Consider the following 26937-nt stretch of genomic DNA (forward strand, 5'->3'; position numbering starts at 1 on the left):
CATGCCCTCCACCGGCGCCGCGGATGCGCGCGCCGCTCGGACGACCCTCTCCCGACCCTCCGCCGACGCCCTGAGAACGGGCGCCGGGCGATCAGCCAAGGATCTCATCCCGTGAGCTTCACCGTCAGCGCGCGCGTCTCGGAGCGTTGCATCAGCTTCCGCCACAGCTCGATCCTGGGCGCGGTGGAGCAGGGCTGGTCGCTGATGACCGCCGGGATGACGGATGTCCGAATCACGGACGCGGACGGGCGCGTCCACTGCCCGGACGCCCTCCACCGGCACCTGTTCGGGCCGCGGGGCCAAGCGCTTGCCGAGGCGGCCATGACGAAGCTCGCGGCCTGAGCCGCGAACGTCGTTCCAAGGTTCGACCTCAGCGCTGAAGGGTCTTGCCACCGAAGGTCGAGAACGATTCGTCGATGACGCCGCGCTGAGCGGAATCGGCCTCGACGCGAACCTGGATCGCCCCGGTCAGCGCCGGCTCGCCCTCGGTTTCGGTCTTGTTGCGGCCATCCTCGAGATCGGCGCCGGCTTGCTCCGTGCCGGCGCTGTTGCGGTCGCCCGCCGAGACCACCATGATCGCCTTCCGGTCGATGCCGTGCTCCTGAACGAGGTGCTCCACGCTCATCTCGGCATCGCGACGGGTTTCGAAATCGGCGGTGAAGATCGGCGGCATTCCATGGCTCCATGCAGGGCGACGACGGTATCGGGTCCCTGTCAATCGAGCAGCGCTGGCGACGTTCCGCCCGAGCCTCAAGCCGGCTCGATGTAATGCGGGACGAAGAGGGCCGTGTTGGTCGTCACCGGACCGGCCCCTTCCCGGATACAGATCCCGGCCGGCGCGTCACCGACGATCCAAGATCCGACGAGCGGTCGCCGCCCGTCGAAGTTCGGCAGCGGCGCCAGCGCCTGGCAGATATGGCCTTCCGTCCCGTAGGGACCTTCGGGCTGCACGATCGTCACGCCGTTCTCGACCATCAGGATGTTGGCCCCTTCCCGTGACAGGAGCGGCTTGCGCACGAAGCTTTCTCCCAGGCGCGCCTTGGCCGGATCGGACTCGAAATAGGCCGGCAGCAGGTTCGGGTGGCCCGGCTCGCGCGCGTAGAGGTGCGGCAGCAGCCCCTTGTTCGACAGCACCGCTTTCCAGGGCGGCTCCAGGAAGCGGGTCCCGGTCCGACCGAGTTCCGCCGCGAAGGCATCCTGAAACGCCCACTCCCACGGGTAGAGCTTGAACAGCCGGCCGATCGGCACCGCGTGCCGATCGACGAAGCGGGCCTCCTCGTCGACGCCGATATCGGCAAGATCGAGGAACCGGCAATCGAGGCCGGCCTGCCGCGCGCAATCCTCCAGATAGGCCACGGTGCCGCGATCCTCGGGGGCATCCGCGAAAGCGGCGAAGGCCAGGGTGCCGTCCCCGGGCATCTGACGAAATTGTCCGATCAGTCGCTCGTGGACGGAGTTGAACTGGTCGGAGCCGGCCGGAAGACGGTCGCGCGCGAGCAGGTCCTCGAACCAGAGCCATTGGAACGCGCCGGTCTCGTAGAGGGCGGTCGGCGTGTCCGCGTTGTATTCCAGGAGCTTGGCCGGACCTGCGCCGTCATAGGCCAGATCGAGGCGCCCATAGAGCGATGGATCTCCACGGCGCCAGCTGTTGCGCACCACGTCCCAGACCTGCTCCGGAATCCGAAGGGAAGCGAGGATGCGCGCATCCTCGACGGCCGCATCGACGAAATCCAGGCAGAGGGCGTGCAGATCCGCGCTCGGCGCTTCGATGTCACCTTCGATCTCCGCCAGCGAGAACGCGTAGGCGTGGCTCTCCTGCCAGTACGGCAGGTCGTCCAGGGAGTGGAAGTGGAAGCCGTTGCGCGTCGCGGCGTCACGCCAGTCGGGACGTTCGCCGAGGAAGACGCGGCGCATCAACTGCCCCCGTGATGCGTGGTTTCCGGGTCGCCGCAGACCTCGCGTCCCGTCGCGCCAAAGCCTCCGAAGACCGTGCGGCGGACGGACGCCGCGGGCACCCTGGCGGCGCTGCTCGCCCCGTCGGCGGCCGGAGCGATCGGGCATCCCCAGCTCGTCCGGTAGCTCGCAGCGGATGCCAGGCCGAGGCCTCGTTGCGCGTCGGCATTCCGGAAGAGCGGTTGGGGTTCGAGCTTTTGCGCCGCCGTGAGCCCGACTGCGTAGGCCACCATCAGGGGGACGAAGGCATCGCCGCCCGGTTGCGGGGCCGCGTCCCGTCGCCGGCACTGCCCGATTCCGTGCTGGGCCTCACAAAGATCGAGCGTCGGATAGGTGGGTGCCGCCGTCGCATAAGTCCGAAGGGCCTCCGCATAATCGGCCCGGCATTCGTCGGCCGTCCGCACGCGGCCCGCGCTGCAGGCCTCCGCGTTCGGATAGATGCGAATGTCTTCCGTCCTTTGGCTCGGATCGATCCTCGCCAGGGCCACGGATGCCGCGCCCGCACCCGCCAGGAGGATCAGCGTCACCGTCTCGGAGCGCTTGAGGCTCCGACCCCGATCCGTCCCGCCCGTCTCGTCCTGCGAAGACATTCCCGTTCAGGCCGCGCATCGCGGCCAGCTCCTTGCCGGTCCAATGACCCAGCCGATTGCGGATGTGGTGACGCGCCTGACCGTCGGAAAGGGATCTCAGGACGTGATCCGAGACCGGTTCAGTAGGTCATCGCCGCCGCGTCGAGGATGCCGGCCGCGAGCGAGCTCGCTGCGAGCAGGGTCGCGGCCGCGGTCTCGCCGGCCTCGATGCGCCGGGACAGGTCCGGCAGGAGAAGGCGCGTCGCGAGATAGACCGTGACCTGCACGATGAGCGCCACCAGCCCCCAGACGATGCAATCGAGAATCGATTGCGCGTTGTGGATCGAGACGGCGAGCGGCAGCGTGTAGCCAACCAGGCTGCCGCCGAGCGCGATCGCCGCCGCGAGATTGTTCCGGCGGATCAGCGCGATCTCGCGATGCCCCGTCGCCTGAAGGTAGACGGCGAGGTAGACCGCGACCAGGCCAAGGGCGACCGCCAGGTAGGCCAGGAAAGGCCCCAGCCCCGCGATCGACGTCATGCGGAACCCCTCCGAGGCATCAGACCAGACGGCTCTGCACCATGGCGGCGCCGATGAAGCTCTCGAACAACGGGTGCGGCTCGAAGGGGCGCGACTTCAGCTCCGGGTGGAACTGCACGCCGATGAACCAGGGATGCCCGACATGCTCCACGGTCTCCGGCAGGAGCCCGTCCGGCGAAAGGCCGGAGAAGCGCAGGCCCTTCGCCTCCAGGCACTCGCGATAGGCCATGTTGACCTCGTAGCGGTGGCGGTGGCGCTCGGAGATGGCGGTGGTGCCGTAGATCTCGGCGATCTTCGAATCCGGGCGCAGGCTCGCCTGATAGGCTCCGAGACGCATGGTGCCGCCGAGGTCGCCGGCCGCGGCGCGGCGCTCAAGCTCGTTGCCCTTGAGCCACTCGGTCAGGAGGCCGACCACCGGCTCGGTCGTCTCGCCGAACTCGGTCGAGTTGGCGTCCGTGACGCCCGCCAGCGCCCGGGCCGCCTCGATCACGGCCATCTGCATGCCGAAGCAGATGCCGAAATACGGGATCTTGCGCTCGCGGGCGTAGCGGGCGGCGCGGATCTTCCCCTCGGCGCCGCGCTGGCCGAACCCGCCCGGCACGAGGATGCCGTGGATGCCCTCGAGGAACGGCGCGGGATCCTCGCGCTCGAACACCTCGGCCTCGATCCATTCGAGGTTCACCTTGACCCGATGGGCGATGCCGCCATGGGTCAGCGCCTCGGTCAGCGACTTGTAGGCGTCCTTGAGGCCCGTGTACTTGCCCACGATCGCGATCGAGACCTCGCCCTCGGGGTTCTTCACCCGCTCGGAGATGGTGCGCCAACGCGACAGGTCGGGCTCGTCCTGCGACGGCAGGCCGAAATGCGCCAGCACCTCGCGGTCGAGCCCGGCCTCGCGGTAGGAGAGCGGCACGTCGTAGATCGAGGCCACGTCGCGCGCCTCGATCACGGCGGTCTCGCGCACGTTGCAGAACAGGCCGAGCTTGCGCCGCTCGTCGGTGGGGATCGGCCGGTCGCAGCGGCAGAGCAGCATGTCGGGCTGGATGCCGATGGAGCGCAGCTCCTTCACCGAGTGCTGCGTCGGCTTGGTCTTCAACTCGCCGGCGGACGGGATGTAGGGCAGCAGCGTCAGGTGCACGAAGGCGGTGGCGCCGCGCGGCAGCTCCTGCCCGAGCTGCCGGATCGCTTCGAAGAACGGCAGGCCCTCGATGTCGCCGACGGTGCCGCCGATCTCCACCAGCACGAAGTCGAAGGCCTCGTTGCCTTCGAGGACGAAGTCCTTGATCGCGTTGGTGACGTGCGGGATCACCTGGATCGTCGCGCCGAGATAGTCCCCGCGCCGCTCCTTGGTGATGATGTCGAGGTAGATCCGCCCGGTGGTGATGTTGTCGGCCCGGGTCGCGGCGAGCCCGGTGAAGCGCTCGTAATGCCCGAGGTCGAGGTCGGTCTCGGCGCCGTCGTCCGTGACGAAGACCTCGCCGTGCTGCGTCGGGCTCATCGTGCCCGGATCGACGTTCAGGTAGGGGTCGAGCTTGCGCAGGCGGACCTTGTAGCCTCGCGCCTGCAGCAGGGCAGCGAGCGCTGCCGATGCGAGACCCTTACCGAGCGAGGAGACCACGCCGCCGGTGATGAATACGTACCGCGTCATGGGCCTCGGTCCATAAACAAGGGAAAACGATTCGCCAAACAGCAAAAACGCCTGTCCCCCGCGATGCGAGCGCATGCGCGGCGAGGACGTCGTTGCCTCGGCATTTCAACGAGGATCGGCGTCCAATCCCTTGGACGCCGCATCCCTCAACGAATTGTCCGCTCGGTCGACCCCGATGGATCCTGCGAACCCGTCGCCGCTACGCCTTCGCCGGGACGGGTGCCCGACGGGCCGGCGCGCGCTTCGTCAGCGCGACTGCGGTGCCTGCGGAACGGCCGGCTGGGCCGGCGCGGTCTCGGGCACCTGAGCAGGAGTACCGGGCTGGGCCGGCGTGCCGGGCTGGCCGCCGCTCTGGCCCCGGAGGGTGTCGAGCAGGTTGCCGGCATTCGGCTGCGTCGCCGGCTGGCTGGTCCCGGTGCCTTCCAGGATCGAGCGCGGCGCAGCACTCCGATGGGACAGGATCGCCAGCGCCATGCTGGTGGTGAAGAACAGCGCAGCGAGGATGGCAGTCGCCCGCGTCAGGGCGTTGGCCTGGCCGCGACCGGTCATGAACCCGGCGACGCCACCGCTGCCGCCGCCGCCGAGGCCGAGGCCGCCCTCGGAGCGCTGGAGCAGGACCACGGCGATGAGGCCGAGGACGACGATGAGGTGGATCGAGATCAGAACGGTCTGCATCGGGTTTCCGGAAGATTCACCAACCGCATGCCGGCTCCGAAGGGATGGAACAGGAACGGGAGCACCACGGGCCGGAGAGTCCTGGCACCGTCGACATATCCGCGGGGCCATACACCAGATGGCCCCGCGCGCCAACTGGACCGATGCGCCGTCGGGACACCGGACAATGGGAAAATCCGAGGAAGAGCACTGTCCCCATCGGGGCTGGCCGGGTCTATGCTGGCTCCGGACCGAATTCTGTCACGCCTTGCCTTCAGAGGGCGGGGCGCCGAATCCCCCCTTGCGGAAGGCGAACGTCTTGGCCAAGCACCGTTCATCCGTACTCGGAGCCCTGCTCGGCTTCGTCCTCGCCCTTCACTGTCTCGTCGCGCTCCCGGTGCGGGCGGCCGGTCCCGAGGTGGAGGTCGAGGCGGCGGTCGATGCCCTGACGCAGGCCATGCTGGCCGCGGATGGGACGGCACTGGACGCGCTGGTCCTCGATGGTCTGAGCTACGGCCATTCGAGCGGCGCCGTGCAGGACAAGTCCGCCTTCGTGGAGGCGCTGACCAGCGGACGCTCCCGTTTCCCCACGATCACCCTGACGAACCGCACCGCCTCCGTCGTCGGGGATGACGCGGTGGTCCGCCACGTCTTCGACGGAGAGACCGTCGCGAACGGCAAGACCGGACCCGTGCATATCGGCGTGCTTCAGGTCTGGCATCGGGACAACGGTCGCTGGCGGCTGCTGGCACGCCAAGCCTTCAAGTTGTAAGGGGCCGTCGCGCCGGGAGGCTCAATCTCGGCGCCGATAGCGATAGCCGTAGAGAGTGCGGGAAAACCCGAGGCCGGCATACAGGGCACGGGCCGGCGCGTTCTCGGCGACCACCTGCAGGCAGGCCCCAGTCGCTCCCCGACGCCGCGCCCAGGCCATCAGGGCCAGGATCAGGCTGCGCGCGTGTCCCGCCCGGCGGTGGGCCGGATGAGTCGCCACGGATTCGAAGACGAGGATGCCGCGGTGCACGGCGCCGTAGGCGACGGCCACCGTGACGTCCGCTTCGACCCGCCGGGCAAACATCCTCGGCAGGATGAGGCAGTCGATCGAGGCGCGGTAGCTCGTCGAGGCGGCGTCCGACACCACCCCCTCGCAGGCCGCCCGCGCCGTCAGCCACGCCGCGTCCGGGGCGTCGGCGAGACGAACGTTCTCGAAGGGGCCGGTCTCGCGCGCAGAAAGCTCGGCGAAGAGCGTGCAGGTCTCGCCCTCCCGGCCAAACCCGAGATCGTCGAGGATGAGATCCATCTCCGGCACGAGATCGGGCACCCGGACGATCATTGGCCGACCGAGGCTGCGGTAGACGGTCTCCGCCTCGGCGATGACGACGGCGGGGTCGTCGCGCCATCCGCGCAGGGGATTGAGCGAGTTCGTCCGCCGCGTCGGGCCGCCGGACGCCCGCAGCATCCAGCCGCCGAGGGCGATCTCGAGCGGCGAAGGCCGGGCGTTGCGGCAGGCCTCCTCGACGGCCCAGGCACGATCCTCGTCCGACCGCCAGATCATCTCAGCCGTCGGGTCATCGACGTGGACTCCGTCATCGAGGTGGACTCTCCTGCACGACCGCTCGGAACCGCGACCGCGAAGCGTCCCGACAGCCGATCAGCGCAGGTAGGCGCGGGCGATGCCGAGGAAATCGTCGGCGACGAGGCTGGCGCCGCCCACCAAGGCGCCGTCGACGTTCTCGACGGCCATCAACTCGCGGGCGTTGCTCCGCTTGACGGATCCGCCGTAGAGGATTCGCACCGCCTGCGCCTCGGCGCCGATCAGCTGCCCCAGCATCTCGCGCAGCGAGGCGTGGACCTCGGCGATGTCGGCGGGGGTCGGGGTCAGACCGGTACCGATCGCCCAGACCGGCTCGTAGGCGATGACCGTGTCCTTCGCCGTGGCTCCCTTCGGCACACCGATCGCGAGCTGCGCGCGGACGATGTCGAGGGTCCGGCCCTCCTCGCGCTCCTCCTTGGTCTCGCCGACGCAGATGATGCCGCAGAGGCCGGCGCGGCGGGCGGCGAGCGCCTTGGCGTGGACGCCGTCATCGGTCTCGTGATGGTAGGCCCGGCGTTCGGAATGGCCGACGATGACGTAGGAGGCGCCGAGATCGGCGAGCATCTCGGCCGAGATGCTGCCCGTGAAGGCGCCGCTCGGCTTCGCGTGCAGGTTCTGGCCACCGATGGCGATGGGCGATCCGTAGGTCGCCGCGACGCACGAGGCGATCAGCGTGGAGGGCGGGCAGATCAGGACGTCGACGGTCTCGAGGAGGTCGGCGGTCAGGCCATTGCGGACGGCCTCGACCACGGCAACCGAGCTGCGCAGCCCGTTCATCTTCCAGTTGCCGGCAACCAACGGCCGTCGCCCCGACTTCGTCATCCCATTCCTCACTGATATGGCTTCGCTTCGCGGTTGCGCCGGCCCTAACAGAGCCTCCTGGGCGGCGCAAACCGCGAACGCCCTTTGCGGTGACAGCGCGGATGGTCTATCGCGAGCGGCTTTCCCAGAAACGACGGGCGCTCCCGGCGCCCACCCGACGGGTACCCGGACGTCCGATGCTGCAGAACATGCGCAAGGCCAGCCAGCACTGGCTCGGCAAGATCATCCTCACGGTGGTCTTCACCTTCCTGATCGCCGGCGTGGCGATCTTCGGCGTCGAGGAGTTCTTCCGCGCGGGCTCGTCCACCAGCGTGGCCACCGTCGGTCGGGCGCAGATCTCCGCGGAGACCGTGCGCAGCGCCTACCAGAACCAGCTTCAGCGCTACCAGAGCCAGACCCGCCGGACCCTGACGCCGGATCAGGCCCGGGCGCTCGGCATCGACCGGCAGGTGTTGGCGCAGCTCGTCAGCGAGGCGTCCCTCGATCAGCAGACCGCCGCCCTCGGCCTGAGCATACCCGACGCGGCCGTGCTGCGGGCGATCCAGGAGGAGAAGAGCTTCCAGGGCGCCGACGGCAAGTTCGATCCCGCCCTGTTCTACCAGACGCTTCAGCGCGCCGGCATCAACGAAGCCACCTTCGTGCGTGAGCAGCGCGCCGTCGCCGCCCGTCTGCAGCTCGCCGAAGCCGTCGCGGCCGACCTCCACGTTCCCGAGGCCCTGCGCGAAGCCGTCCACCGCTACACCACGGAACGCCGGTCGGTCGCCCTGATGATGCTGCCGCCCTCCGTGGCCGGCGACGTCCCGGCCCCCTCGGAAGACGCGGTGAAGGCGTATTACGAGGAGAACAAATCCGCGTTCCGCGCGCCGGAAACGCGCGCCGTCACCCTGCTGGTTCTCGACCCGCAGGCGATGGCCAAGCCGGAGGCCGTGACCGCCGAGGACGTCGCCAAGCGCTACGATTCCGAGAAGGGCCGCTACGGCACGCCGGAGCGCCGCACGATCCAGCAGATCGTCTTCCCGGATCAGGCCGCCGCCGAGGCGGCCCGCAAGGCGGTCGAGTCCGGCGAGAAGCCGTTCGAGGCGGTGGCCGCCGAGACCGGCGCCGATCCGAAGAACCTCTCGCTCGGCACCCTGTCGAAGGCCGAGCTGTTCGATCCCGCCGTGGCGGACACCGCCTTCAGCCTGCCGGTGAACACGATCAGCGCTCCGGTGAAGGGCCGCTTCGGCACCGTCCTGCTGCGCGTCACGGCCATCGAACCGGAGACGGTCAAGCCGCTGGCCGACGTTTCGGCCGACATCGCCAAGACCATCGCCCTGGAGCGCGCCGCCAGCGGGATCGACACGGCGCATGACGCGATCGAGGATCAGCGCGCGAATTCGAAACCCCTGGCCGACATCGCGAAGGAGCGCGACCTGCCATTGCGGACCATTCCGGCCGTCAGCGCGCAGGGTCTCGATCCCGCGGGCAGGACCGTCGAGGGTATCCCGGATCGCGACACCACCCTGACGGCCCTGTTCCGGGCCGAGATGGGCGGCGACAACGAGCCCCTGCGCACGAAGACCGGCGGCTACGTCTGGTACGACGTGACGAGCATCGACCGCGCCCACGACAAGCCCCTGGACGAAGTCCGCGACGAGGTCGTCACGCGCTGGCGCGCGGCCGAGGTCCAGAGCCGGCTCCTGGCGAAGGCCAAGGAGTTGTCGGCGCGCCTCGACAAGGGCGAGACCGTCGAGGCGATCGCGTCGGAAGCCGGTCTGAACGTCCAGACCCTGACCGATCTGGCCCGCAACCAGGCGCAGGGAGACCTGACGGCCGAGGTGGTGAACCGCGTCTTCGCGACGGCCGTCGACAAGTCGGCCTCGGCCGAGGCCGGCGAGAGCCGCGCCCTGTTCAAGGTCACCGCAGCATCGATGCCGGCCTTCGTGACCGGTTCGCCGGAGGACGAGGCGATCACCAAGCGCTTCCAGCCGACCATCGCCGACGACGTCCTCGGCGAGTACATCGGCGATGTGCAGACCTCGGTGGGCGTGACCATCAACCAGGCCGCCTTCCGTCGGGCGATCGGCGGCGGCGAGTACTGATCCGCCGATGACCCAGGAGCCAGACTTCCAAGAATCAGCCTTGCAGGAATCAGCCCTGCAGCAATCAGCCCTGCAGGAACCGGGCTTGCAGGAACCGGCCTTTCCGGCCTTCGCGGACGCCTACGGCGCGGGTCGTCCGACGCTCCTCAGCCTCACCCTCGTGGCGGATCTGGAGACGCCGGTCGCCGCCTTCCTGAAGCTGCGGGCGCAGCACGCCGGCACGGCCTTCCTCCTCGAATCCGTCGAGGGCGGCGTGGTGCGCGGGCGCTACTCGATGATCGGCCTCGATCCCGACCTGGCCTGGCGATGCCGCGACGGACGCCCGGAGATCGCCCGGGGTCCCGACCTGTCGGCGTTCACGCGCGAGGATGCCGCGCCCCTGGCGAGCCTGCGGGCTCTGATCGCCGAAAGCGCCATCGGGGCCGACGCCGACACCGATGTGCTGCCGCCGATGGCGGCCGGCCTGTTCGGCTATCTCGGCTACGACATGGTCCGCGCCATGGAGACGCTCGGCACGCCCAATCCCGATCCCATCGGGGTGCCCGACGCGATCCTGGTGCGCCCGCGCGTCATGGTGGTCTTCGATTCGGTGCGCGATCTCATCACGGTGGTCGGCCCGGTGCGTCCGGCGCCCGGGATCGGCGCCCGCGCAGCCTACGAGGCGACGCTCGGACGGCTCGAGCGCGTGGCGGAGATCCTCGAAGGTCCCCTCCCCGTCGAGGCACGCATCGACCCGCGCGCCATCGCGCATCCCGAGCCCGTCTCGAACACCACGCCGGACGCGTACCTGGCGATGGTGGCCCGGGCCAAGGAGTACATCGTCGCGGGCGACGTCTTCCAGGTGGTGCTGTCCCAGCGCTTCGAAGCCCCCTTCACCCTGCCGGCCCTGGCCCTCTACCGCTCGCTGCGGCGGACCAACCCGGCCCCGTTCCTGTGCTACCTCGACTTCGAGGATTTCCAGCTCGTCTGCTCCTCGCCGGAGATCCTGGTGCGGGTGCGGGACGGGCGCGTCACCATCCGGCCGATCGCCGGAACGCGCCGGCGCGGGGCCGACCCGGCCGAGGACAAGGCCCTGGCGGAGGAGCTGCTCGCCGATCCGAAGGAGCGCTCCGAGCACCTCATGCTGCTCGACCTCGGCCGCAACGACGTCGGCCGCGTCGCGCGCATCGGCAGCGTCACGGTGACGGGCTCGTTCTTCCTCGAATTCTACAGCCAGGTCATGCACATCGTCTCGAACGTCGAGGGCGAGCTCGACCCGAAGCACGATGTCCTGGCGGCGCTGGCCGCCGGCTTCCCGGCCGGCACGGTCTCGGGCGCGCCCAAGGTGCGCGCCATGGAGATCATCGACGAACTGGAGCGCGAGAAGCGGGGTCCCTATGGCGGCTGCATCGGCTATTTCGGCGCGCGCGGCGAGATGGACACCTGCATCGTGCTGCGCACTGCGCTCGTGAAGGACGGCCGCATGCACGTCCAGGCCGGCGCCGGCATCGTGTACGATTCCGACCCCGCCTCCGAACAGCAGGAATGCGTCAACAAGGCCAAGGCGCTGTTCCGCGCGGCGGAGGACGCGGTGGTGTTCGCGAGCCGGGCGCGGCGGGGACAGTAGCGGGACGGCGCGGGGACGTGTTGACCCCCCGGAGGAGTCCGGTCAAACCGCTCCTATGCCCGCGCGTGAGCCGCCCATGTCCGACGTCCTCGTCATCGACAACTACGATTCCTTCACGTGGAACCTCGTCCACCTGATCGGTCCGCTCTGCGGCTCGATCGACGTGGTGCGCAACGACGCGATCGGCACCGAGGAGATCCGTGCGCGCCGGCCCGACGCCGTGGTGCTGTCGCCCGGCCCCTGCTCGCCCAACGAGGCCGGGATCTGTCTCGACGTGGTCAAGGATCTCTCGGCCGAGATCCCGATCTTCGGGGTTTGCCTCGGCCTGCAGGCCATCGGGCAGGCCTTCGGCGGCGACGTCGTGCGGGCGCCGACCCCCATGCACGGCAAGGTCTCCAGCATCCAGCACCGGGCCTCCGGCATCTTTCGCGGCCTCAACGGGCCCTTCGACGCGACCCGGTACCATTCCCTCGTGGTGGCGCGCGGCGGCTGTCCGGCCGACCTGAACGTCACGGCGGAAGCCGACGGCCTGATCATGGGGCTTCAGCACGCCCACCTGCCCGTGCACGGCGTGCAGTTCCACCCGGAGAGCATCCTCTCGCACCACGGATCGCAGATCCTGCGGAATTTCCTGGACATCGCGGCGGCGTGGAACGCGGCGCGTGACAAGGGTCGCAACGGCGTGCATTGACGGGACACGTCACCCGTCAGGAACAATCCCGGTCCTTCGCACCGAGTCTGCGCACCCGAGTCTCATGGAATCCTTCAAGCCCCTCCTCGCGAAGGTCGCCGCGGGTGCGAGCCTCACGCGCGACGAGGCCCGCCGGGCCTTCGACGACCTGCTCTCGGGCGACGTCACGCCGGTCCAGGCCAGCGCCTTTCTCGTCGCCCTCAAGGTCCGCGGCGAGGCGCCGGACGAGATCGTCGGCGCCGTCGAGGCGATGCGGGCGCGGATGCTGCCGGTCCAAAGCGTCCCGGGTGCGGTCGACGTGGTCGGCACCGGCGGTGACCACTCGGGCAGCTACAACGTCTCGACCCTGGCCGCCATCGTCACGGCCGCGTGCGGCGTGCCCGTGGCCAAGCACGGCAACCGGGCCGCCACCTCCCGCTCGGGCGCGGCCGACGTGCTCGCGGCCCTCGGCGTGCGGATCGGGCTCTCTCCCGACGCGCTGAGCCTCTGCCTGGCGGAGGCGGGCCTGTGCTTCATGTTTGCGCAGACGCACCACGCCGCCATGCGTCACGTGGCGCCGGTGCGGGCCGAACTGCCGACCCGAACGATCTTCAACATGCTCGGCCCCCTGGCCAACCCGGCCGGCGTGCGGCGCCAGCTCTTCGGGGTGTCGTCCGCGGCCTGGGCCGAGCCGCTGACCGACGTGTTGGCCCAGCTCGGCAGCGACCGGGTCTGGACCGTGCACGGCAGCGACGGCCTCGACGAGATCACCGTCACGGGTCCCACCGCCGTCGTGGCGCTGGAAGGCGGCCGGGTCTCGCGCTTCACCATCGACCCGCGCGAGGTCGGCCTGCCGCTGCACGGGCTCGAGGCCCTGCGCGGCGGCGATCCGGCGCACAACGCCGCCGCCCTCGCACAAGTCTTGGACGGGGCGCGAAACGCCTATCGCGACATCGCGGTGCTGAATGCCGGTGCCGCCCTGGTCGTCGCGGAGGCCGCGCAATCCCTCGCCGAAGGCGTCGCGCGCGCCGGCGAAGCCCTCGACAGCGGCGCCGCGCGCGCCACACTAGACACGCTGGTCCGCCTCTCGAACCTTCGCTCGAACGCTTGAAAGCCCGTCATGTCCGAGCCTAAGCCCGGGTCCGTCTCCGACATCCCTCCCACGGAGCGGAAGGATGTGCTGGCCCGCATCGAGACCTACAAGCGGCGCGAAATCGCAGAGGCGAAGCTGCGCGTTCCGCAGACCAAGCTCGAGAGGCGCATCGCCGACGTCTCGGCCCCGCGCGGCTTCGCCGACGCCATCGCGGCGCATATCGCCCAAAAGCGGCCGGCGCTGATCGCCGAGGTGAAGAAGGCCTCTCCGTCGAAGGGCTTGATCCGAGCCGACTTCGACCCGGCGGTGCTCGCCGCCGCCTACGAGGCCGGCGGCGCCACCTGCCTGTCGGTCCTCACGGATACGCCTTCATTCCAGGGCAAGCCCGAATACCTGACCGAGGCGCGGGCAGCCTGCTCCCTGCCTGTCCTGCGCAAGGACTTCCTGTTCGAGCCCTACCAGGTCTTCGAGGCGCGGGCCTGGGGGGCCGACTGCATCCTCGTCATCATGGCCTGCCTCGACGACGAGGAGGCTGCCGCCCTGGTCGAGACCGCGCACGACCTCGGCATGGACGTCCTGGTCGAAGTGCACGATTCCGAAGAACTGGCGCGGGCCATCCCGCTCGGCACCCGGCTCGTGGGCATCAACAACCGCAACCTGAAGACCTTCGAGGTCTCGTTCGAAACGGCGATCCGCCTTGCCGAGGGTGTGCCGGCCGATCGGATCGCCGTGGCCGAGAGCGGGATCGCCGGACATGCCGACGTGGTCCGCCTCGCCGAGAGCGGCCTCGACACCATCCTGGTCGGCGAGAGCCTGATGCGCGAGGCCGACGTCACCGCCGCCACCCGCCGCCTGCTCTTCGGCGACACGAAGGCCTGAGGACGCCGATGGCCGAGCTCACGCATCTCGACGCCTCCGGCGCGGCCAACATGGTCGATGTCTCGGAGAAGGACGCCACCACGCGAACCGCGCGGGCGACCGGCTCGGTGATCATGCTGCCCGAGACCCTGCGGCTGATCCGGGAAGGCGATGCCAAGAAGGGCGACGTCATCGGCACGGCGCGGCTCGCCGGCATCATGGCCTCGAAGCGAACCCACGAGCTCATCCCCCTCTGCCATCCCCTTCTGCTCGCGAAGGTCCGGGTGGATTGCGAGCCCGATGACCGGCTGCCGGGCCTCCGAGTGACGGCGGAGGTGAAGGTCCTCGGACCGACCGGCGTCGAGATGGAGGCCCTGATGGCCGTCTCGGTGGCCTGCCTGACGATCTACGACATGGTGAAGGCGGCCGATCGGGGCATGCGCATCGAGGGCATCCGCCTGCTGGCCAAGGATGGCGGGCGCTCCGGCCCCTACCGCGCCGAGGACGAGGCTTGAGCGACGCACCACCGAAGGACAAGGTCTCCGGGGCGAAGGTCTCCGGGGGCATGATCCCGGTCGCCGAGGCTCTGTCGCGGGTCCTCGCGGCGATCCCGGGTCCGGTCGAGGCGGAAACCGTCCCGATCGCGCAGGCGGCCGGGCGCACGCTTGCGGCGGATGTGCGGGCAACCCGCACGCAGCCGCCCTTCCCGGCCTCGGCCATGGATGGTTACGCCGTCCGCAGTGCTGACCTCGCCGAGGCTCCCGCGACCCTTCGGCTCGTCGGCACCAGTTCGGCCGGCCACGGCTTCGCCGGTTCCGTGAAGGGTGGGGAAGCCATCCGGATCTTCACCGGCGCGCCCGTGCCGGAGGGCGCCGACGCGATCCTGATCCAGGAGAATGCCGAGGCGACGTCGGAGACGGTCACCGGACGGGAGCCGGTACTCCGCGGGCGCTTCATCCGCCCGAGCGGACTCGATTTCCGAGCGGACGATCGGCTGCTCGCCGCCGGCGACACGCTGGATCCACGTCGGATCGCCCTCGCGGCGGCGGGGGGCCACGGCACGCTGTCGGTCCGGCGGCGCCCGCGCGTGGCGATCCTCGCCACCGGGGACGAACTGGTCGCGCCGGGAGATCCGGCGCGGTGGGATCAGATCGTCGCCTCGAACGGGCTCGCCGTGGCGGCCCTGGTCCGGGAGGCCGGCGCCGAGGCGATCGATCTCGGGATCGCAGGCGACACGCTGGCCGCCCTGGACGATGCGATCCTTCGGGCCGTCGCAGCGGACGCCGATCTCCTGATCACGCTGGGGGGCGCATCCGTCGGCGACCACGACCTGGTGCAATCGGCCCTGCGGACCCGCGGTCTGGAACTCGGCTTCTGGCGCGTCGCCCTGCGTCCCGGAAAACCCCTGATGCATGGCCGGCTCGGCCGCATGGCGGTCCTCGGGCTCCCCGGCAATCCCGTCGCCTCGGTGGTCTGCGGGCTGCTGTTCGTCGTGCCGGCGATCCGCGCCCTCCTCGGCGATCCGCGCGCGTCCGCCGACCTGTCCGAACCGGCCATCCTCGGCCATGACCTACCCGAGAACGACCTGCGCCAGGATTATCTCCGGTCGCGGATCGAGACGGACCCCGGCAGGATTCCGGTGGTCCATCCCGAAAATCGGCAGGATTCCTCGATGCTCTTCATCCTGGGGTCGGCCGAGGCCTTGCTGATCCGGGCTCCGCACGCGCCGGCCGCCAAGGCCGGCGATCCCTGCCGTATCCTGCGGCTCGATCGGCGTCTTCTCTGAGCGTCGGACGGGGTCAGACGAGGTAGAGCGTCGTCTCGGCCCGGAAGACCCGCGGGCAGTGCGCGGCGTCGATCCAGGCCCGGGCCTGATCGAGACTGATGCTGCGGGCGTCGGCGATGTCCTGCAGGGTCATCCAGCGTGACGACATGATTGGCTCCCTCGTGGTCGAGGAGGCAACGGCCCGAGGGTCCGTTTTGTTTCTCGGATTCGTGGAGACGCCGGGGCGCTCAGCGCAGGTACGTCACGCTGTAGAGCGTGCGGCGCAGGGCTTCCTCGTCGACCCAGACCCGGCCGTTCTCGCAGGCCTCGCGCATGCCCGGACGCATGCGGGCGCAGTACTCGCCGGTGTTGTCCTGCACTCGGTACTCGCAGCGTCCGCCGACCTTTCGCCGGCCGATGACCGGGCTGGCATGATCGGCGTGGATGTCCGGATCCTTGGGATCACGGTCCTCGAGAAGGTACCAGCTGTAGCCGATGGTCGGCACGCGGCCGTGGTCGAGGGCGTAATCGATCATCGCCAGGATACGGCCGATCGCACGCGGGCTCGGCAGGGTGCCGGAATCGCGCATCTCGACGAACTCGGCCTGATTGGCCGCAACCCGGTAGGAGACCGGCAGCAGCGGCACCGGCAGGGGGACGCGCCGGCAGCGCGCCTCAACATGGGCGATCCAGCCCGCATTGAAGGTGTCCGTCTGCGGGTGGCGCAGGTGCGGAACCGTGCCGGCGAGGCTGCGGAAGCACATCGGCCGCGGCGCGAGGCGGCTGCGGTAGCGCAGGCGCCGCAGGACCGGATTGACGTAGCGGTAGCCATCGTTGGAGGGCAGGTCGCGGTCCTCGCACAAGCCGCCGATGTTGTAGAGGAGCGCGGCCGTGTCCTCCTCGCCGCCCTCGATCTTGTCGAAGTAGGGCAGCAGCTTCGGATTGCCGACATTGGACATCTCGGCGGCATTGCGGCTCCAGGCGATGTCGGCCCGCCAATTCGGATGCGCCTTCAGGTGGTCGCGAAGGGCCGGGATCGTCGCCAGGCGCTCCGGGTCGGCGAAGTAGTACTTCGTCGCGACGTCGAGGGGAGCGATCTGGCGCCCCAGCCGGTGCGAGATCATATCGGCGGTGGCGTAGGCAAAACAGATCGCGCTCTCGCCCTGGTTCAGGGGCATCTCGCGCGGCGACGGCGACACGGCGACGTCGCGCGTTCCTTCATGCGCTTCGAAGGGGATGCTGGTCTCGACGGACGCGCAGGTGGCATTGCGTGCATAGGTCGGGTGCAGCGGCAGGATGCGGGCATCGACCTGCGCCCGGGCGACCGTCGTCCCGGCGACCAGCGAGGCCAGCAGCGCGGCGGTCGAGGCCGCCTTGCGGATGCGGAGGACCTGTCCAAGCCGTGACGGCCCCATCGGTCAGTCCTTCCGGCGCAGGCGGCTCGCGAAGAACCCGTCCAGTCCGCCGCGCAGGTCCGGCGTCGCGCCATTGAGGTGTGCGGGCAGCGTTCGCAGGTCCCCCGCGGCATCGATCGGGTCCGACAACCCGCCGAGTTCCGCGGCTTCGATGGGCACGCGTTCGAAACCCGGGTTGCGGGCGAGGAAGGTCGCGACCTGATACTCGCCCTCCTCTCGCTCCAGCGAGCAGGTGCAGTAGACGAGGCGCCCGCCGGGCCGCACCAGGGCAGCGGCCTTGTCGAACAGGCGCTTCTGCAGCCCGATCAGGCGACTGATGTCGCTCTCCGTCTTCGTCCAGGCCACGTCCGGGTGGCGTCGCAGGGTGCCGGTGGCCGAGCACGGCGCATCGAGCAGGACGGCGTCGAAGGTCGGGTCTTCCGGCAGCGCCAGGGCGTCGCCGATGCGGATCTCCGCCTCCAGTCCGAGGCGGGCGAAGTTCTGCGAGAGGCGTTCCAGGCGCGGACCCGACCGGTCCACGGCCAGCACCGAGGCACCGGCGGCGGCGAGCTGCGCGGTCTTGCCGCCGGGCGCGGCACAGAGGTCGGCGACGCGCTCGCCAGGACGCACGGAAAGAAGTCGAGCCGGCAGCGCGGCGGCAGCGTCCTGCACCCACCACTGACCTTCGGAATAGCCCGGCAGATCGGCGACGGAGGCGTGAACGTCGTGCAGGCGCACGCTCCCCGTCGGCAGGGCGACGCCGCCGAGACGTTCCGCCCACTCGGCCGCCGATCCCCGCACGGTGATGTCGAGGGCCGCGCCCTGAAGATGGGCCGCCGCGATGGCGCGGGCCGTGTCCGCCCCATAGGCGGCCTGCCAGCGGCGCGCGAGCCAGTCCGGCGTGTTGTCGGACAGGGGATCGCCGGGATCGGCCACGATCTCGGCGCGCTCGCGCACGATCCGGCGGAGCACCGCATTGACGAGGCCCGAGAGGTGCTGAAGCTGCGGATCGGCCTTGGCGAGGCGCACGCCGAGGTCGACGGCGGCGTGGTCGGGCACGTTGAGGTCGAGGATCTGCACGGCACCGGTCGCCAGGAGCGCCACGAGGCGCGGCTGGTCCTCGGGCAGTCCCTGCGACATCCGCTCGGCGAGCACCCGGCGCAGGAAGCCGAGGCGACGGAAGCTGGCGGTGGCGATGGCGCGGGCGAGGCCCGCATCGGCGGCGTCCAGTCCGGCGTTTCGGCTCGCCTGAGCCAGGGCATCCTCCAGGGCGAAGCCGCGGGTCTTGCCGATGAGGTCGGCCACCGCGCCGTGGGCCACCTGCCGGGCCGCCAGGCCAGCGACGGTGCGGTCGATCGGCGCCGTCGGCGCATCCGTGTTGCGGCGTATCGCCATGAATGCCACTTCCTAAACTCAGGAGCCCGTTCGCGACGGGCCGATCTCCGATGCCCTTCCACCCGACACACCGAGATGCAAGCCATGACCGCCACGGAACCGACGGAAATCACCGCCGATGAGGCGCCGGCCGAGCGCCGCCCGTTGACCCCGGAGGCGGCACGGGCGCTGGCCGAGGCGGCGGAGCGGCGCGCGGCGATCGACGCCCACGCGGCCGAAATCGCGGCGAAGCGGGAGCGCCAGGGCCGCGGCGGCCTGGAGCCGGTGCGCTACGACGACTGGGAGATCAAGGGCATCGCCGTCGACTTCTGAGGACGCTTGGCCGCCGGAACGACGGAGGTCCCCTCCCGTTGTTCCGGCCACGAGCAGAACGGGAGGGACGACGACATGGTGATCAAGGTTTCGAGCCGGAACGCGGGCGAGGGCGCACACGGCGAGGTCGCCCTGGCGCGCGGCCAGACGGTCGCGATGCGGATGTGGCGCGACGAAGCGCCCGGTTCCGACAAGCCCCTGTCGAGGAGCCCCTACGACACGGTGGGCTACGTCGTCGCCGGCAGGGCCGAGTTGGTGGTCGAAGGCGAGACGGTCCTCCTCGAACCCGGTGATTCCTGGCTCGTGCCCGAGGGCGCCGAGCACACCTACCGCATCCTGGAATCCTTCACGGCGATCGAGGCGACGTCGCCGCCGGCGCGATGACGCGGCGCTACCGTCCCGGTCCCGGCTTGATCGAACCCGTGAGAGCCGGCTCGTGAGGCGGGGACTCGACCGTGTTCTGGCTCTTTCGGTCGACGATGTTGGCCGAATACAGGGAACCGGCCGCCAGAAGCCCAATCGCGAGTATCGCCTTCACGGTGATCCAGAGCCGATCGAGGGCTGCGCGCATGATCCATCCCCGAGGTTGCACCCAGGGTGCGTCCATCGGGTTAGGGTCGGCTTAACGACGCGGGACGTTCAGGCGGGTCCGGCGGCCGGGGTTCCGCAGGCGTAACAGAAGCGTTCGAAGGTGCTCTTGCGGTGGGTGCAGGCCGGACAGCGCTCGAACACGCCGATCCCGCAATGCGGGCAGAAGTTCGCCTCCGGATTGGTGAGGTCGACGGGCCGTTCGCAGCCGGGGCAGACCTTCTTGGCGAGACGCAGCAGGGCCTGGTCGGTCGCGATCTCCGTCCGGCGCTCCTCGTTGGGGCGCGCCTCGGCCGCCTTCTGGCGCTCGTTGTAGGCGTGCAGGGCGTTGATCGCGGCGCGCCCGATGACGAGGGTCAGGATCACCCCGACGCCGTACTGCACGTAGCCGCCGTAGCTCGGCAGATAGGGCACGAGTTCGACGAAGAACGCGAAGGCCGCGGCGAAGGCGAAACCCCAGACGAAGGGCCAGTTGCGCGTGTGGCGCCGCTTCAGCAGCAACCAACCGGCCAAGGCCAGCAGCGGAAGCGTGAGGGCGAGTCGATAGCCGAAGACGCGCAGTTCCTGGTCGCGCTCGGCCGCGTCGAGTTTCGCCTGAGCCGCTTCGCGCAAGGCCCCGTCGATCCGCTCCTGGGCCTCCTCACGCTCCGCGAGGCCGAGCTGGGTGCTCGCCCGCTCCTCCAGGCGCTCCTCGATGGTGCGTTCGGCACTCTTCAGGGTATCGAGCTGCTGCGTGCGGGCCACCAGGCCCGGATCCTGGTCGACCCGCTGAGTGGCATCGCGCGTCTTGAGCCAATTGGCGAACGTCTCCTGCGCGGCCTCGGAGGCGGACCGGGCGGCCGCGAGGGCAAGCTGGTCCTGCTCCGTCCGGCGCCGGTTGTCCGCCTGCTCGCGGCGGATCTGCCGCAAGGCTTCGGCGGCCGGCCGCGCCTGATCCGCGTCGAGGAACTGATCGAGGCTATAGCGATGCTCGACCTGTGGCAGATCGCCGACGACGAGGGATCCGAGGCCGATCAGGAACCAGGCGAAGAGGATCGCGACCAGCCAGAGCAGGAACGTGAACCAGCGTTCGGAGAGCCTACGACCGGATGCCATGTCGGAAACCTTGTTCGGCGATGACGCGCACCTTCGTCGGTGCGTCTTGCCTGCCTAGCAGAGACCGACACCTCCCGGTGGCCCGAAGTCGGCCGGCTGAGGGGAAAATGCCGCTGGCGTGATCGATTCCGCCGCTTCGGCCAAGGGAACGAACCATGCGCAAGGGGCGTCATCCTTCGACCCTGAGACGTCGAGGAGACCGCCATGGACGATGATCGCGTTTGGTCGTTCGAAAAGAGCTTGTGGACCGGAGATGCCGACCATTACCGGGAACTGGTCGACGACGAATGCCTGATGGTTCTGCCGACGCCGCCATTCGTGCTCAGCGGGACGCAGGCCATCGAGGCCGTCGCCGCGACGCCGCGCTGGTCGAACATCGAGATCTCCAAGGGGCAGATCGCGCGTCCGCAAGAGGGGCTCATCATCGTCGCCTACAATGCGAAGGCGTCGCGCGACGACGAATCCTACGAGGCCAACTGCACCTCGACGTACCGGCGGATCGCGCACGAGGTGTGGCGCGTCGTACAGCACCAGCAGACACCGCCCCTCGCCATCCCGGCCGTCGACGGCTGATCGGCACGCGCATCCGCTCACCGAGAGAAGGTGAGCCGGGACGGCAGCGGTTGACGGGGCATTCCGCCGATGCGGGTGCCCCGTTCGTCTTCATTCAGATGGCGTATCGGACCCGCGGCGCAGGGCATGCATTCCGAGCATCACGGTCTCGACCACGGCCCTGGTGTATTCCTCGATGGCATCTTCCGAAGTCCCGATGTCGCGAAACTCCTGCGCCTCGCCCTGCAGGCGCAGGCCCGTCGACGCGATCAGGTCCTGAACCGCAGGATCATCGGCCCCGAGATCCTGCATCCGGGTCGCCAGATCCGCGGCGTAGGCCCGACCGGCCTCGAGTCCGCGCCGTCGCCATTCGGAATGCTCCGTGTCGTCGCCCATCGTCCCGCCTCAGCCCGCCCCGTAGCCACCCTTCTCGTTGGTCGGATGCCGGCTCGGCGAATGGTCATCATAGCCACCCGTCTCCGGGCCCGGATCCCGCGACGGCGCGACACTGCCCGGCGCGGTCGGGCCAGGCTCGCCGGAATCGGCATCGGCTCCCGGCTCGACCAGGGATCGAGCCTTGGGCGGGACGGCGCGGTCCTCCGACGGTACCTTGTCCGAACTCATGGTGTCCTCTCCGATTCCGGCCTCTCGACGGGAAGAAGCCGCCGCCGATCGGGTTCCCTGCAGCGAGGACGCAACGCGAACCGAAACCCTCCAGCCGGGCAGGAAACTGCCCCCGGGAGCCGTTCGCGACGCGAGGGTGCCTTCGCCAAGCGAACCCGTATCCTATCGCTGGCCTCGACGTGGACAGGAGCGATCTCACCCGACCGGGGACGTTGCGCAACGCCGGAAACGTCGCGCGACGCCGGAGGCGTCGGACTTCGAAGGTCACGCGCATGCGTCGAATTCGGCTGCTCACGAGTTTCCCTAGGCCTTCGGACCGGATCGTGCCGATCTTTCGGGGACACGGTCTGCGACTTGGCACCCCAGCAGACTGACAACCGCATGCCGAGCCGCTACGGTTCGGCCCGAACGGATGAAGCCGAGGAACCGTGGGATCGATGAGCGAGCTTGGACCTGGAACGGCGCCCGCCATAGGTACCCGCGTATCGACCGGCATCGCCGGATTGGACGACATCCTCGGCGGCGGACTGACCAGCAGCCGCCTCTATCTGCTGGAGGGGACACCGGGCACCGGCAAGACCACCCTCGCGCTGCACTTTCTGCGCGAGGGCCATGACCGGGGCGAGCGCACCCTCTACGTCACCCTGTCCGAGACCGCGGACGAGTTGACGGCGGCCGCCGCGACCCATGGCTGGTCCCTCGACGGGATCGAGGTCTACGAACTCGTCAACGATCTCGGCCTCGATCCCGACAGCGAACAGTCCATTCTGCACCCGTCCGAGATCGAGCTCGGCGAAACCGTGACGGAGGTCATCGCCCGGGTCGAGGCGGTGAAGCCGGCCCGGGTGGTGTTCGACAGCCTCTCCGAGCTGAGGCTCCTCGCCCAGAGCCCGCTGCGCTACCGGCGTCAGATCCTGGCCCTCAAGCAGTTCTTCGCCAAGCGCGCCTGCACCGTCCTGATGCTCGACGATCGCACCTCCGAGACCGGCGACGTTCAACTCCACAGCATCGCGCACGGCGTGATCTCCCTGGACCAGGCGCCGCGCGAGTTCGGTGCGGAGCGCCGGCGCCTGCGGATCGTCAAGATGCGCGGCATCAAGTTCCGCGGCGGTTTCCACGACCTCAGCATCGAGACCGGCGGCATCCAGGTCTTTCCCCGCCTGATCGCGGCCGAGCATCGTGCGGACTTCGATTCCAGGGGCAAGTCGACCGGCTCGCCCGAGCTGGACCTCCTCCTCGGCGGCGGCCTGGTTCCGGGGACCAACACGCTGCTGATCGGCCCCTCCGGTGTCGGCAAGACCACCACGGGGATCGCCTGCATGCTCGCCGCCCTGGAGCGGGGGGAGACCGCGACCTACTATCTCTTCGACGAGGGCCTCGCGACGCTCCTGGCGCGGGCGGTCATGCTCGGCATGGACCTGGCGCCCCACATGGAGGCGGGACGCCTGACCATCACGCAGATCGATCCGGCCGAACTGTCGCCGGGCGAGTTCGCCGCGATGGTCCGCAGTGCGGTCGAGGAGCGCGGCTCCACCTTCGTGGGTGTGGACAGCCTGAACGCCTACCTGCATGCGATGCCGGGCGAGGAGTTCCTCGTCCTGCAGATGCACGAACTCCTCAGCTATCTCAACCAGAAGGGCGTCACGACCCTGCTGGTCCTCGGTCAGCACGGCATCCTCGGCGAGGTGCGCAGCGACGTCGACCTCAGCTACCTCAGCGACTGCATCGTGCTGTTCCGGTTCTTCGAGGCCAAGGGCGAGGTTCGCACCGCACTGTCCGTCGTGAAGAGCCGCGTCAACGCGCATGAGCGCACGATCAGGGAATTGCGGCTCGGTGCCGGAGGCCTGCGGGTCGGCGAGGCGCTCAGCGATTTCGAGGGTGTCCTGACGGGCCTTCCCGCCTATCACGGCCGGGTCGCCATGCTGTCGGGGGCCTCAGCCCTGAAAGTCGAATGATGGAGGGCCGGTCGGTGGAGGAGCGCGTCCTCGTCCTGGCGCCCCGAGGACGGGATGCCGCCGTCATCGTCCAGGTGCTCGCCGGAGCCGGCGTGGCGAGCGAGGTCTGCACGGACGTGGCCGCCTGGGTGGACGGCCTCCGCGAGGGCGCCGGTACCGCCCTGGTCACCGAGGAAGCGCTGCCCGAAGGCACCCAGGATGCACTCTTCGCCTGGCTGGACGCCCAGGCGCCGTGGTCCGACTTCCCCTTCGTGGTCCTCGCCACGCGCCAGCCCGGCCGTCGCCCGGCACGCGCCGCCGATCTCCTGGACCGCCTCGGAAACGTCGTCCTGCTGGAACGCCCCATCAACGCGGAGACGCTGGCCAGCGCCGTCGCTTCGGCCCTGCGCGGACGGCGACGCCAGTACCAAGCCCGGGAGCATCTTCGGGAGCGTGAGCGCGCCCAGGAACTGCTTCGCCAAGCCAACGAAGGCCTGGAGATGCGCGTCGCCGAACGGACGCGGGAGGTCGAGACGGCCAGCGAGACGCTGGCCTTCGCGCTCAATGCCGCCGGCATGGCCTCCTGGGACGTCGACTACGTCACCGGTACGTCCCGGCATTCGGCCCGTTTCGATGCCGTGTTCGGCTACGAGGCCGCCGGCCATGGCTGGGACCGAGACCGCTTCCTGGCCCATGTCGTCGAGGAGGATCGCGCGGCCGTCGAGGGCGCCTTCGCGGCCGTTGCATCGACGGACCGGCTCGACCTGGAGTGCCGCATCCGGCGCACCGACGACACCGTGCGGTGGATCGCGATGCGTGGGCGGGTCAGACGAGACGAGACGGGGGTTCCGATCCGGATCGCCGGAATCCTGATGGACAGGACGGACCAGCGGATCACCGAGGAGGCCCTGCGCCAGGCCCAGAAGATGGAGGCCATCGGGCAGCTGACCGGCGGCGTCGCGCACGACTTCAACAACCTGCTCACCGTCATCGTCGGTGGCCTCGACATGATCCTGCGCCGGCCCGAGCAGATCGACCGGGTGAAACGGCTGGCGGAGGCGGCCATGAGTGCGGCCCGGCGCGGCGAGCAGCTGACGCAGCAGCTCCTGGCCTTCTCCCGCCGGCAGATGCTGCGCCCTCAGACCCTCAATCCGAACCGTCTGCTGCTGGAGTTCAAGCCGCTGGCGGAGCGGGCGGCCGGCGGCGCCGTTGAGCTCGCCTTCGACCTCGATCCGGCCCTGGACCCGATCCGCATCGATCCGGCCCAGTTCGAGGCGGCGGTGCTGAACCTGATCGTCAACGCGCGCGACGCGATGGAAGGCATCGCCGGGCATGCCCGCGTGGCGGTCACGAGCCGCAACATCCATCTCGGGACGGCGGCGGTCGCGGACAAGGGCGTTCCGCCCGGCCCCTACGTCGTGGTCTCGGTGACGGATACCGGCAGCGGCATCCCACCGGACCGGCTCCAGCGCGTGTTCGAGCCGTTCTTCACCACCAAGGAGGTCGGCAAGGGCACGGGCCTCGGACTCAGCCAGGTCTACGGCTTCACGCGCAGCGCCAAGGGGTTCGTCGACATCACGTCGGAGGTCGGGACGGGCACCAGCGTGCACCTCCACTTCCCGCGCTCGACCGACCCGGCTGGCGAGGAACCGAACGCCGCCCTCATCGGTGCGATCCCGCTCCGCCGCGCCGACGACGGCGAGACGGTCCTACTGGTCGAGGACGACGAGCAGGTGCTCGGCATGGCCGTCGAGAGCCTCGAGGAGTTGCGCTACCGGGTCATCGTCGCACGCAACGCCGCCGAGGCCCTGAACCACCTCAAGGGCGTGGAACGCATCGACATCCTGTTCTCCGACGTCGTGATGCCGGGTGGCATGAACGGCTCGCAACTGGCGGCCGAGGCGCAGCGCGTGCGTCCGGGCATCAAGGTGCTGCTCACCTCCGGCTACGTCGCCAACCTCGACGAGGACCAGCTCATCGGTCGGGGCGAGGTGCCGGTGCTGAACAAGCCTTATCGGCGGGACGAGCTCGCCCGTTCGCTGCGCCTGGTTCTCGGCGGCGGATAGCCGTCGCAGCCCGGCGCCCGGCGCGAAATTCCCGCAAGCGGCGCTCCTTCACGCAACGGGCGGCGCTTCCATGCGTAGTTCCCCCGACCGGCGGATATCCCGGTTCGATCAGGAGACGTGCGCATGAGACATAAGTCCCTGCGGGATCAGGTCATCGTCATCACCGGCGCCTCCAGTGGAATCGGGCTCGCGACGGCGCGGATGGCGGCCCGGCGAGGCGCCCGGGTCGTGCTGGCTGCGCGCAGCACCGAGGTGCTCGCCCGCGTGGCCGGCGAGATCGAAGCCGAGGGCGGACGTGCCGTCCACGTCACGGCGGATGTCGGCCGACGCGCGGACGTCCAGGCGATCGCCGACGAGGCGCGGGCGAGCTTCGGCGGCTTCGACACCTGGGTCAACGTCGCGGGGCTGACCGTCTACGGCCCGCTGAGCGAGATCGACTACGCCGACCACGAGCGCCTGATCCAGACCAACCTCTGGGGCACGGTGAACGGCTCCCTGGTCGCGGTCGAGCACCTGCGCCGGCACGGAGGCGCGCTGATCAACGTCGGCAGCGTCGCCTCCGACCTCGCCTTCCCTTTCCAGGGCCTCTACGCCACCTCCAAGCACGCCGTGAAGGGATTTACCGACACCCTGCGCATGGAGCTGATCGCCGAGGGGGCGCCGGTCTCCGTCACCCTGGTCAAGCCGGCCTCCATCGACACGCCGCTGCCGAACCGGGCGCGCAACTACATGGACCGCGAGCCGACGCTGCCCCCGCCGATCTACCCGCCGTCCGAGGTCGCCAACGCCATCCTGCACGCCGCCGTGCATCCACAGCGGGACATCTTCGTGGGCGGCGGCGGCAAGATGTTCGTGATGGGCAAGGAATTCGTGCCCGGCGCCTACGACGAGCTCGCGCCCGCCATCATCGCCCTTCAGAAGCGCAGCGAGTCGCCCCGGAATCCCACCGGCGCGCTGCACGCCCCTGTGCAGGCCGGCGCGGAGCGCGGCGATCCGCCGATCTACGTCATGCGCACGAGCGCCTATACCCGCGCCACGCTCCATCCGCTGACGACCCTGGCGATCGCCGCCGGCCTGGCGACCGCGGGCGCCCTGGTCCTCGGACGGCGAGCCAAGCGCCCCCTCTGA

30 protein-coding genes are annotated in these 26937 nt (G+C 69.8%); 15 read left to right on the top strand and 15 right to left on the bottom strand.

Translation table 11 applies throughout. The features are described 5' to 3' along the window. Positions 1-111: 111 nt before the first annotated feature. Entirely contained in the window at positions 112-342 is a 231-nt protein-coding gene (locus ASF49_RS18130; RefSeq protein WP_056476185.1) for a hypothetical protein, read from the top strand. 28 nt (positions 343-370) lie between these two features. On the opposite strand, the gene ASF49_RS18135 is transcribed toward ASF49_RS18130, so the two are convergent. The 6 genes from ASF49_RS18135 to secG form a co-directional block, all read right to left on the bottom strand. Further along, the gene (locus ASF49_RS18135; protein ID WP_056476189.1) at positions 371-673 is read right to left on the bottom strand and encodes a hypothetical protein; all 303 of its coding nucleotides are present in this window, start codon (positions 671-673) and stop codon (positions 371-373) included. A 77-nt stretch (positions 674-750) separates the two neighbouring features. Then, positions 751-1914 (bottom strand): glutathionylspermidine synthase family protein, encoded by a 1164-nt coding sequence (locus ASF49_RS18140; RefSeq protein WP_056476193.1) that lies wholly within the window; start codon positions 1912-1914, stop codon positions 751-753. Continuing rightward, positions 1914-2480, bottom strand: a complete 567-nt coding sequence (locus tag ASF49_RS18145; RefSeq protein ID WP_162240981.1) for a DUF1190 domain-containing protein — start codon at positions 2478-2480, stop codon at positions 1914-1916. Before ASF49_RS18145 ends, ASF49_RS18140 begins: the two co-directional genes overlap by 1 nt. Before the next feature lie 182 nt (positions 2481-2662). Beyond that, a complete protein-coding gene (locus ASF49_RS18150) occupies positions 2663-3061 on the bottom strand; it encodes a DUF350 domain-containing protein (protein WP_056476201.1) in 399 nt (132 codons plus the stop codon). Positions 3062-3080: 19 nt separating this feature from the next. Continuing rightward, positions 3081-4709, bottom strand: a complete 1629-nt coding sequence (locus tag ASF49_RS18155; protein ID WP_056476206.1) for a CTP synthase — start codon at positions 4707-4709, stop codon at positions 3081-3083. Positions 4710-4955: 246 nt separating this feature from the next. Then, entirely contained in the window at positions 4956-5384 is a 429-nt protein-coding gene (secG, locus tag ASF49_RS18160) for a preprotein translocase subunit SecG (RefSeq protein ID WP_056476208.1), read from the bottom strand. 298 nt (positions 5385-5682) lie between these two features. Between secG and ASF49_RS23850 the strand changes: the two genes are divergently transcribed. Next, positions 5683-6135, top strand: coding sequence for a nuclear transport factor 2 family protein (locus ASF49_RS23850; RefSeq protein WP_056476417.1), 453 nt, complete (start codon positions 5683-5685; stop codon positions 6133-6135). A gap of 21 nt (positions 6136-6156) precedes the next feature. On the opposite strand, the gene ASF49_RS18170 is transcribed toward ASF49_RS23850, so the two are convergent. Beyond that, positions 6157-6915 carry a GNAT family N-acetyltransferase gene (locus ASF49_RS18170; RefSeq protein WP_056476211.1) on the bottom strand — a complete coding sequence of 253 codons (759 nt, stop codon included), beginning with the start codon at positions 6913-6915 and terminating at the stop codon, positions 6157-6159. Between the two features lie 96 nt (positions 6916-7011). Beyond that, a complete protein-coding gene (gene tpiA / locus ASF49_RS18175) occupies positions 7012-7776 on the bottom strand; it encodes a triose-phosphate isomerase (protein ID WP_056476214.1) in 765 nt (254 codons plus the stop codon). Between the two features lie 176 nt (positions 7777-7952). Between tpiA and ASF49_RS18180 the strand changes: the two genes are divergently transcribed. The 7 genes from ASF49_RS18180 to ASF49_RS18210 all read left to right on the top strand — a co-directional run bounded on the left by ASF49_RS18180 (position 7953) and on the right by ASF49_RS18210 (position 15870). Next, positions 7953-9857 (top strand): peptidylprolyl isomerase, encoded by a 1905-nt coding sequence (locus tag ASF49_RS18180; protein WP_056476217.1) that lies wholly within the window; start codon positions 7953-7955, stop codon positions 9855-9857. Between the two features lie 85 nt (positions 9858-9942). Then, a complete protein-coding gene (gene trpE / locus ASF49_RS18185) occupies positions 9943-11463 on the top strand; it encodes an anthranilate synthase component I (RefSeq protein ID WP_056476220.1) in 1521 nt (506 codons plus the stop codon). Between the two features lie 76 nt (positions 11464-11539). After that, entirely contained in the window at positions 11540-12154 is a 615-nt protein-coding gene (locus ASF49_RS18190) for an anthranilate synthase component II (protein WP_056476223.1), read from the top strand. Positions 12155-12218: 64 nt separating this feature from the next. Beyond that, on the top strand, positions 12219-13244 hold the full coding sequence (gene trpD / locus ASF49_RS18195; protein ID WP_056476225.1) for an anthranilate phosphoribosyltransferase: 1026 nt from the start codon (positions 12219-12221) through the stop codon (positions 13242-13244). 9 nt (positions 13245-13253) lie between these two features. Further along, positions 13254-14105, top strand: coding sequence for an indole-3-glycerol phosphate synthase TrpC (gene trpC, locus ASF49_RS18200; protein ID WP_056476227.1), 852 nt, complete (start codon positions 13254-13256; stop codon positions 14103-14105). Between the two features lie 8 nt (positions 14106-14113). Further along, complete coding sequence (gene moaC / locus ASF49_RS18205; RefSeq protein ID WP_056476231.1) at positions 14114-14599, top strand: cyclic pyranopterin monophosphate synthase MoaC; 486 nt, start codon at positions 14114-14116, stop codon at positions 14597-14599. A gap of 50 nt (positions 14600-14649) precedes the next feature. Further along, a complete protein-coding gene (locus tag ASF49_RS18210) occupies positions 14650-15870 on the top strand; it encodes a molybdopterin molybdotransferase MoeA (RefSeq protein ID WP_056476234.1) in 1221 nt (406 codons plus the stop codon). Positions 15871-15883: 13 nt separating this feature from the next. Here ASF49_RS18210 and ASF49_RS24760 read toward each other — a convergent pair whose 3' ends face one another. From ASF49_RS24760 to ASF49_RS18220, 3 genes are all read right to left on the bottom strand, one after another. Next, a complete protein-coding gene (locus ASF49_RS24760) occupies positions 15884-16018 on the bottom strand; it encodes a hypothetical protein (protein ID WP_272481513.1) in 135 nt (44 codons plus the stop codon). 79 nt (positions 16019-16097) lie between these two features. Continuing rightward, positions 16098-17264, bottom strand: coding sequence for a hypothetical protein (locus tag ASF49_RS18215; protein WP_156653072.1), 1167 nt, complete (start codon positions 17262-17264; stop codon positions 16098-16100). Between the two features lie 3 nt (positions 17265-17267). Then, positions 17268-18638, bottom strand: a complete 1371-nt coding sequence (locus ASF49_RS18220; protein ID WP_056476238.1) for an RsmB/NOP family class I SAM-dependent RNA methyltransferase — start codon at positions 18636-18638, stop codon at positions 17268-17270. Positions 18639-18722: 84 nt separating this feature from the next. Here ASF49_RS18220 and ASF49_RS18225 point away from each other — a divergent pair, with 84 nt between their 5' ends. Together ASF49_RS18225 and ASF49_RS18230 are read left to right on the top strand one after the other, a co-directional pair. Continuing rightward, entirely contained in the window at positions 18723-18950 is a 228-nt protein-coding gene (locus tag ASF49_RS18225; protein WP_056476241.1) for a DUF1674 domain-containing protein, read from the top strand. Positions 18951-19025: 75 nt separating this feature from the next. Beyond that, entirely contained in the window at positions 19026-19334 is a 309-nt protein-coding gene (locus ASF49_RS18230; protein WP_056476244.1) for a cupin domain-containing protein, read from the top strand. A 7-nt stretch (positions 19335-19341) separates the two neighbouring features. Here the strand turns inward: ASF49_RS18230 and ASF49_RS18235 are convergent, their stop codons facing one another. After that, positions 19342-19521: a hypothetical protein gene (locus ASF49_RS18235; protein ID WP_056476247.1), complete on the bottom strand. Its 180-nt coding sequence runs from the start codon at positions 19519-19521 to the stop codon at positions 19342-19344. 68 nt (positions 19522-19589) lie between these two features. After that, a complete protein-coding gene (locus ASF49_RS18240) occupies positions 19590-20633 on the bottom strand; it encodes a zinc ribbon domain-containing protein (protein ID WP_056476250.1) in 1044 nt (347 codons plus the stop codon). A gap of 204 nt (positions 20634-20837) precedes the next feature. Here ASF49_RS18240 and ASF49_RS18245 point away from each other — a divergent pair, with 204 nt between their 5' ends. After that, positions 20838-21206 carry a DUF4440 domain-containing protein gene (locus tag ASF49_RS18245; RefSeq protein ID WP_056476254.1) on the top strand — a complete coding sequence of 123 codons (369 nt, stop codon included), beginning with the start codon at positions 20838-20840 and terminating at the stop codon, positions 21204-21206. Between the two features lie 90 nt (positions 21207-21296). Here ASF49_RS18245 and ASF49_RS18250 read toward each other — a convergent pair whose 3' ends face one another. Both ASF49_RS18250 and ASF49_RS18255 read right to left on the bottom strand, forming a co-directional pair. Next, entirely contained in the window at positions 21297-21581 is a 285-nt protein-coding gene (locus tag ASF49_RS18250) for a hypothetical protein (RefSeq protein WP_056476257.1), read from the bottom strand. Positions 21582-21590: 9 nt separating this feature from the next. Continuing rightward, positions 21591-21809 (bottom strand): hypothetical protein, encoded by a 219-nt coding sequence (locus ASF49_RS18255; protein WP_056476260.1) that lies wholly within the window; start codon positions 21807-21809, stop codon positions 21591-21593. Positions 21810-22246: 437 nt separating this feature from the next. On the opposite strand from ASF49_RS18255, the gene ASF49_RS18260 reads away from it, so the two are divergent. From ASF49_RS18260 to ASF49_RS18270, 3 genes are all read left to right on the top strand, one after another. After that, positions 22247-23764, top strand: a complete 1518-nt coding sequence (locus ASF49_RS18260; protein ID WP_056476263.1) for an ATPase domain-containing protein — start codon at positions 22247-22249, stop codon at positions 23762-23764. Next, positions 23761-25809, top strand: a complete 2049-nt coding sequence (locus ASF49_RS18265) for an ATP-binding protein (RefSeq protein ID WP_056476266.1) — start codon at positions 23761-23763, stop codon at positions 25807-25809. The genes ASF49_RS18260 and ASF49_RS18265 overlap by 4 nt, the downstream gene beginning before the upstream one ends. 123 nt (positions 25810-25932) lie before the next feature. Next, positions 25933-26937, top strand: a complete 1005-nt coding sequence (locus ASF49_RS18270) for an SDR family oxidoreductase (protein WP_056476268.1) — start codon at positions 25933-25935, stop codon at positions 26935-26937.

This window comes from Methylobacterium sp. Leaf104, assembly GCF_001422885.1.
GTDB lineage: Bacteria > Pseudomonadota > Alphaproteobacteria > Rhizobiales > Beijerinckiaceae > Methylobacterium.

Bases quoted from the DNA above. Each gene is read 5' to 3' on its own strand.
- ASF49_RS18135 (WP_056476189.1), bottom strand. From the start codon at position 673: ATGCCGCCGATCTTCACCGCCGATTTCGAAACCCGTCGCGATGCCGAG.
- ASF49_RS18140 (WP_056476193.1), bottom strand. From the start codon at position 1,914: ATGCGCCGCGTCTTCCTCGGCGAACGTCCCGACTGGCGTGACGCCGCG.
- ASF49_RS18150 (WP_056476201.1), bottom strand. From the start codon at position 3,061: ATGACGTCGATCGCGGGGCTGGGGCCTTTCCTGGCCTACCTGGCGGTC.
- ASF49_RS18155 (WP_056476206.1), bottom strand. From the start codon at position 4,709: ATGACGCGGTACGTATTCATCACCGGCGGCGTGGTCTCCTCGCTCGGT.
- secG (WP_056476208.1), bottom strand. From the start codon at position 5,384: ATGCAGACCGTTCTGATCTCGATCCACCTCATCGTCGTCCTCGGCCTC.
- ASF49_RS18170 (WP_056476211.1), bottom strand. From the start codon at position 6,915: ATGATCTGGCGGTCGGACGAGGATCGTGCCTGGGCCGTCGAGGAGGCC.
- tpiA (WP_056476214.1), bottom strand. From the start codon at position 7,776: ATGACGAAGTCGGGGCGACGGCCGTTGGTTGCCGGCAACTGGAAGATG.
- ASF49_RS18180 (WP_056476217.1), top strand. From the start codon at position 7,953: ATGCTGCAGAACATGCGCAAGGCCAGCCAGCACTGGCTCGGCAAGATC.
- ASF49_RS18190 (WP_056476223.1), top strand. From the start codon at position 11,540: ATGTCCGACGTCCTCGTCATCGACAACTACGATTCCTTCACGTGGAAC.
- trpD (WP_056476225.1), top strand. From the start codon at position 12,219: ATGGAATCCTTCAAGCCCCTCCTCGCGAAGGTCGCCGCGGGTGCGAGC.
- trpC (WP_056476227.1), top strand. From the start codon at position 13,254: ATGTCCGAGCCTAAGCCCGGGTCCGTCTCCGACATCCCTCCCACGGAG.
- moaC (WP_056476231.1), top strand. From the start codon at position 14,114: ATGGCCGAGCTCACGCATCTCGACGCCTCCGGCGCGGCCAACATGGTC.
- ASF49_RS18210 (WP_056476234.1), top strand. From the start codon at position 14,650: ATGATCCCGGTCGCCGAGGCTCTGTCGCGGGTCCTCGCGGCGATCCCG.
- ASF49_RS24760 (WP_272481513.1), bottom strand. From the start codon at position 16,018: ATGTCGTCACGCTGGATGACCCTGCAGGACATCGCCGACGCCCGCAGC.
- ASF49_RS18215 (WP_156653072.1), bottom strand. From the start codon at position 17,264: ATGGGGCCGTCACGGCTTGGACAGGTCCTCCGCATCCGCAAGGCGGCC.
- ASF49_RS18220 (WP_056476238.1), bottom strand. From the start codon at position 18,638: ATGGCGATACGCCGCAACACGGATGCGCCGACGGCGCCGATCGACCGC.
- ASF49_RS18225 (WP_056476241.1), top strand. From the start codon at position 18,723: ATGACCGCCACGGAACCGACGGAAATCACCGCCGATGAGGCGCCGGCC.
- ASF49_RS18230 (WP_056476244.1), top strand. From the start codon at position 19,026: ATGGTGATCAAGGTTTCGAGCCGGAACGCGGGCGAGGGCGCACACGGC.
- ASF49_RS18235 (WP_056476247.1), bottom strand. From the start codon at position 19,521: ATGCGCGCAGCCCTCGATCGGCTCTGGATCACCGTGAAGGCGATACTC.
- ASF49_RS18240 (WP_056476250.1), bottom strand. From the start codon at position 20,633: ATGGCATCCGGTCGTAGGCTCTCCGAACGCTGGTTCACGTTCCTGCTC.
- ASF49_RS18245 (WP_056476254.1), top strand. From the start codon at position 20,838: ATGGACGATGATCGCGTTTGGTCGTTCGAAAAGAGCTTGTGGACCGGA.
- ASF49_RS18250 (WP_056476257.1), bottom strand. From the start codon at position 21,581: ATGGGCGACGACACGGAGCATTCCGAATGGCGACGGCGCGGACTCGAG.
- ASF49_RS18255 (WP_056476260.1), bottom strand. From the start codon at position 21,809: ATGAGTTCGGACAAGGTACCGTCGGAGGACCGCGCCGTCCCGCCCAAG.
- ASF49_RS18260 (WP_056476263.1), top strand. From the start codon at position 22,247: ATGAGCGAGCTTGGACCTGGAACGGCGCCCGCCATAGGTACCCGCGTA.
- ASF49_RS18265 (WP_056476266.1), top strand. From the start codon at position 23,761: ATGATGGAGGGCCGGTCGGTGGAGGAGCGCGTCCTCGTCCTGGCGCCC.
- ASF49_RS18270 (WP_056476268.1), top strand. From the start codon at position 25,933: ATGAGACATAAGTCCCTGCGGGATCAGGTCATCGTCATCACCGGCGCC.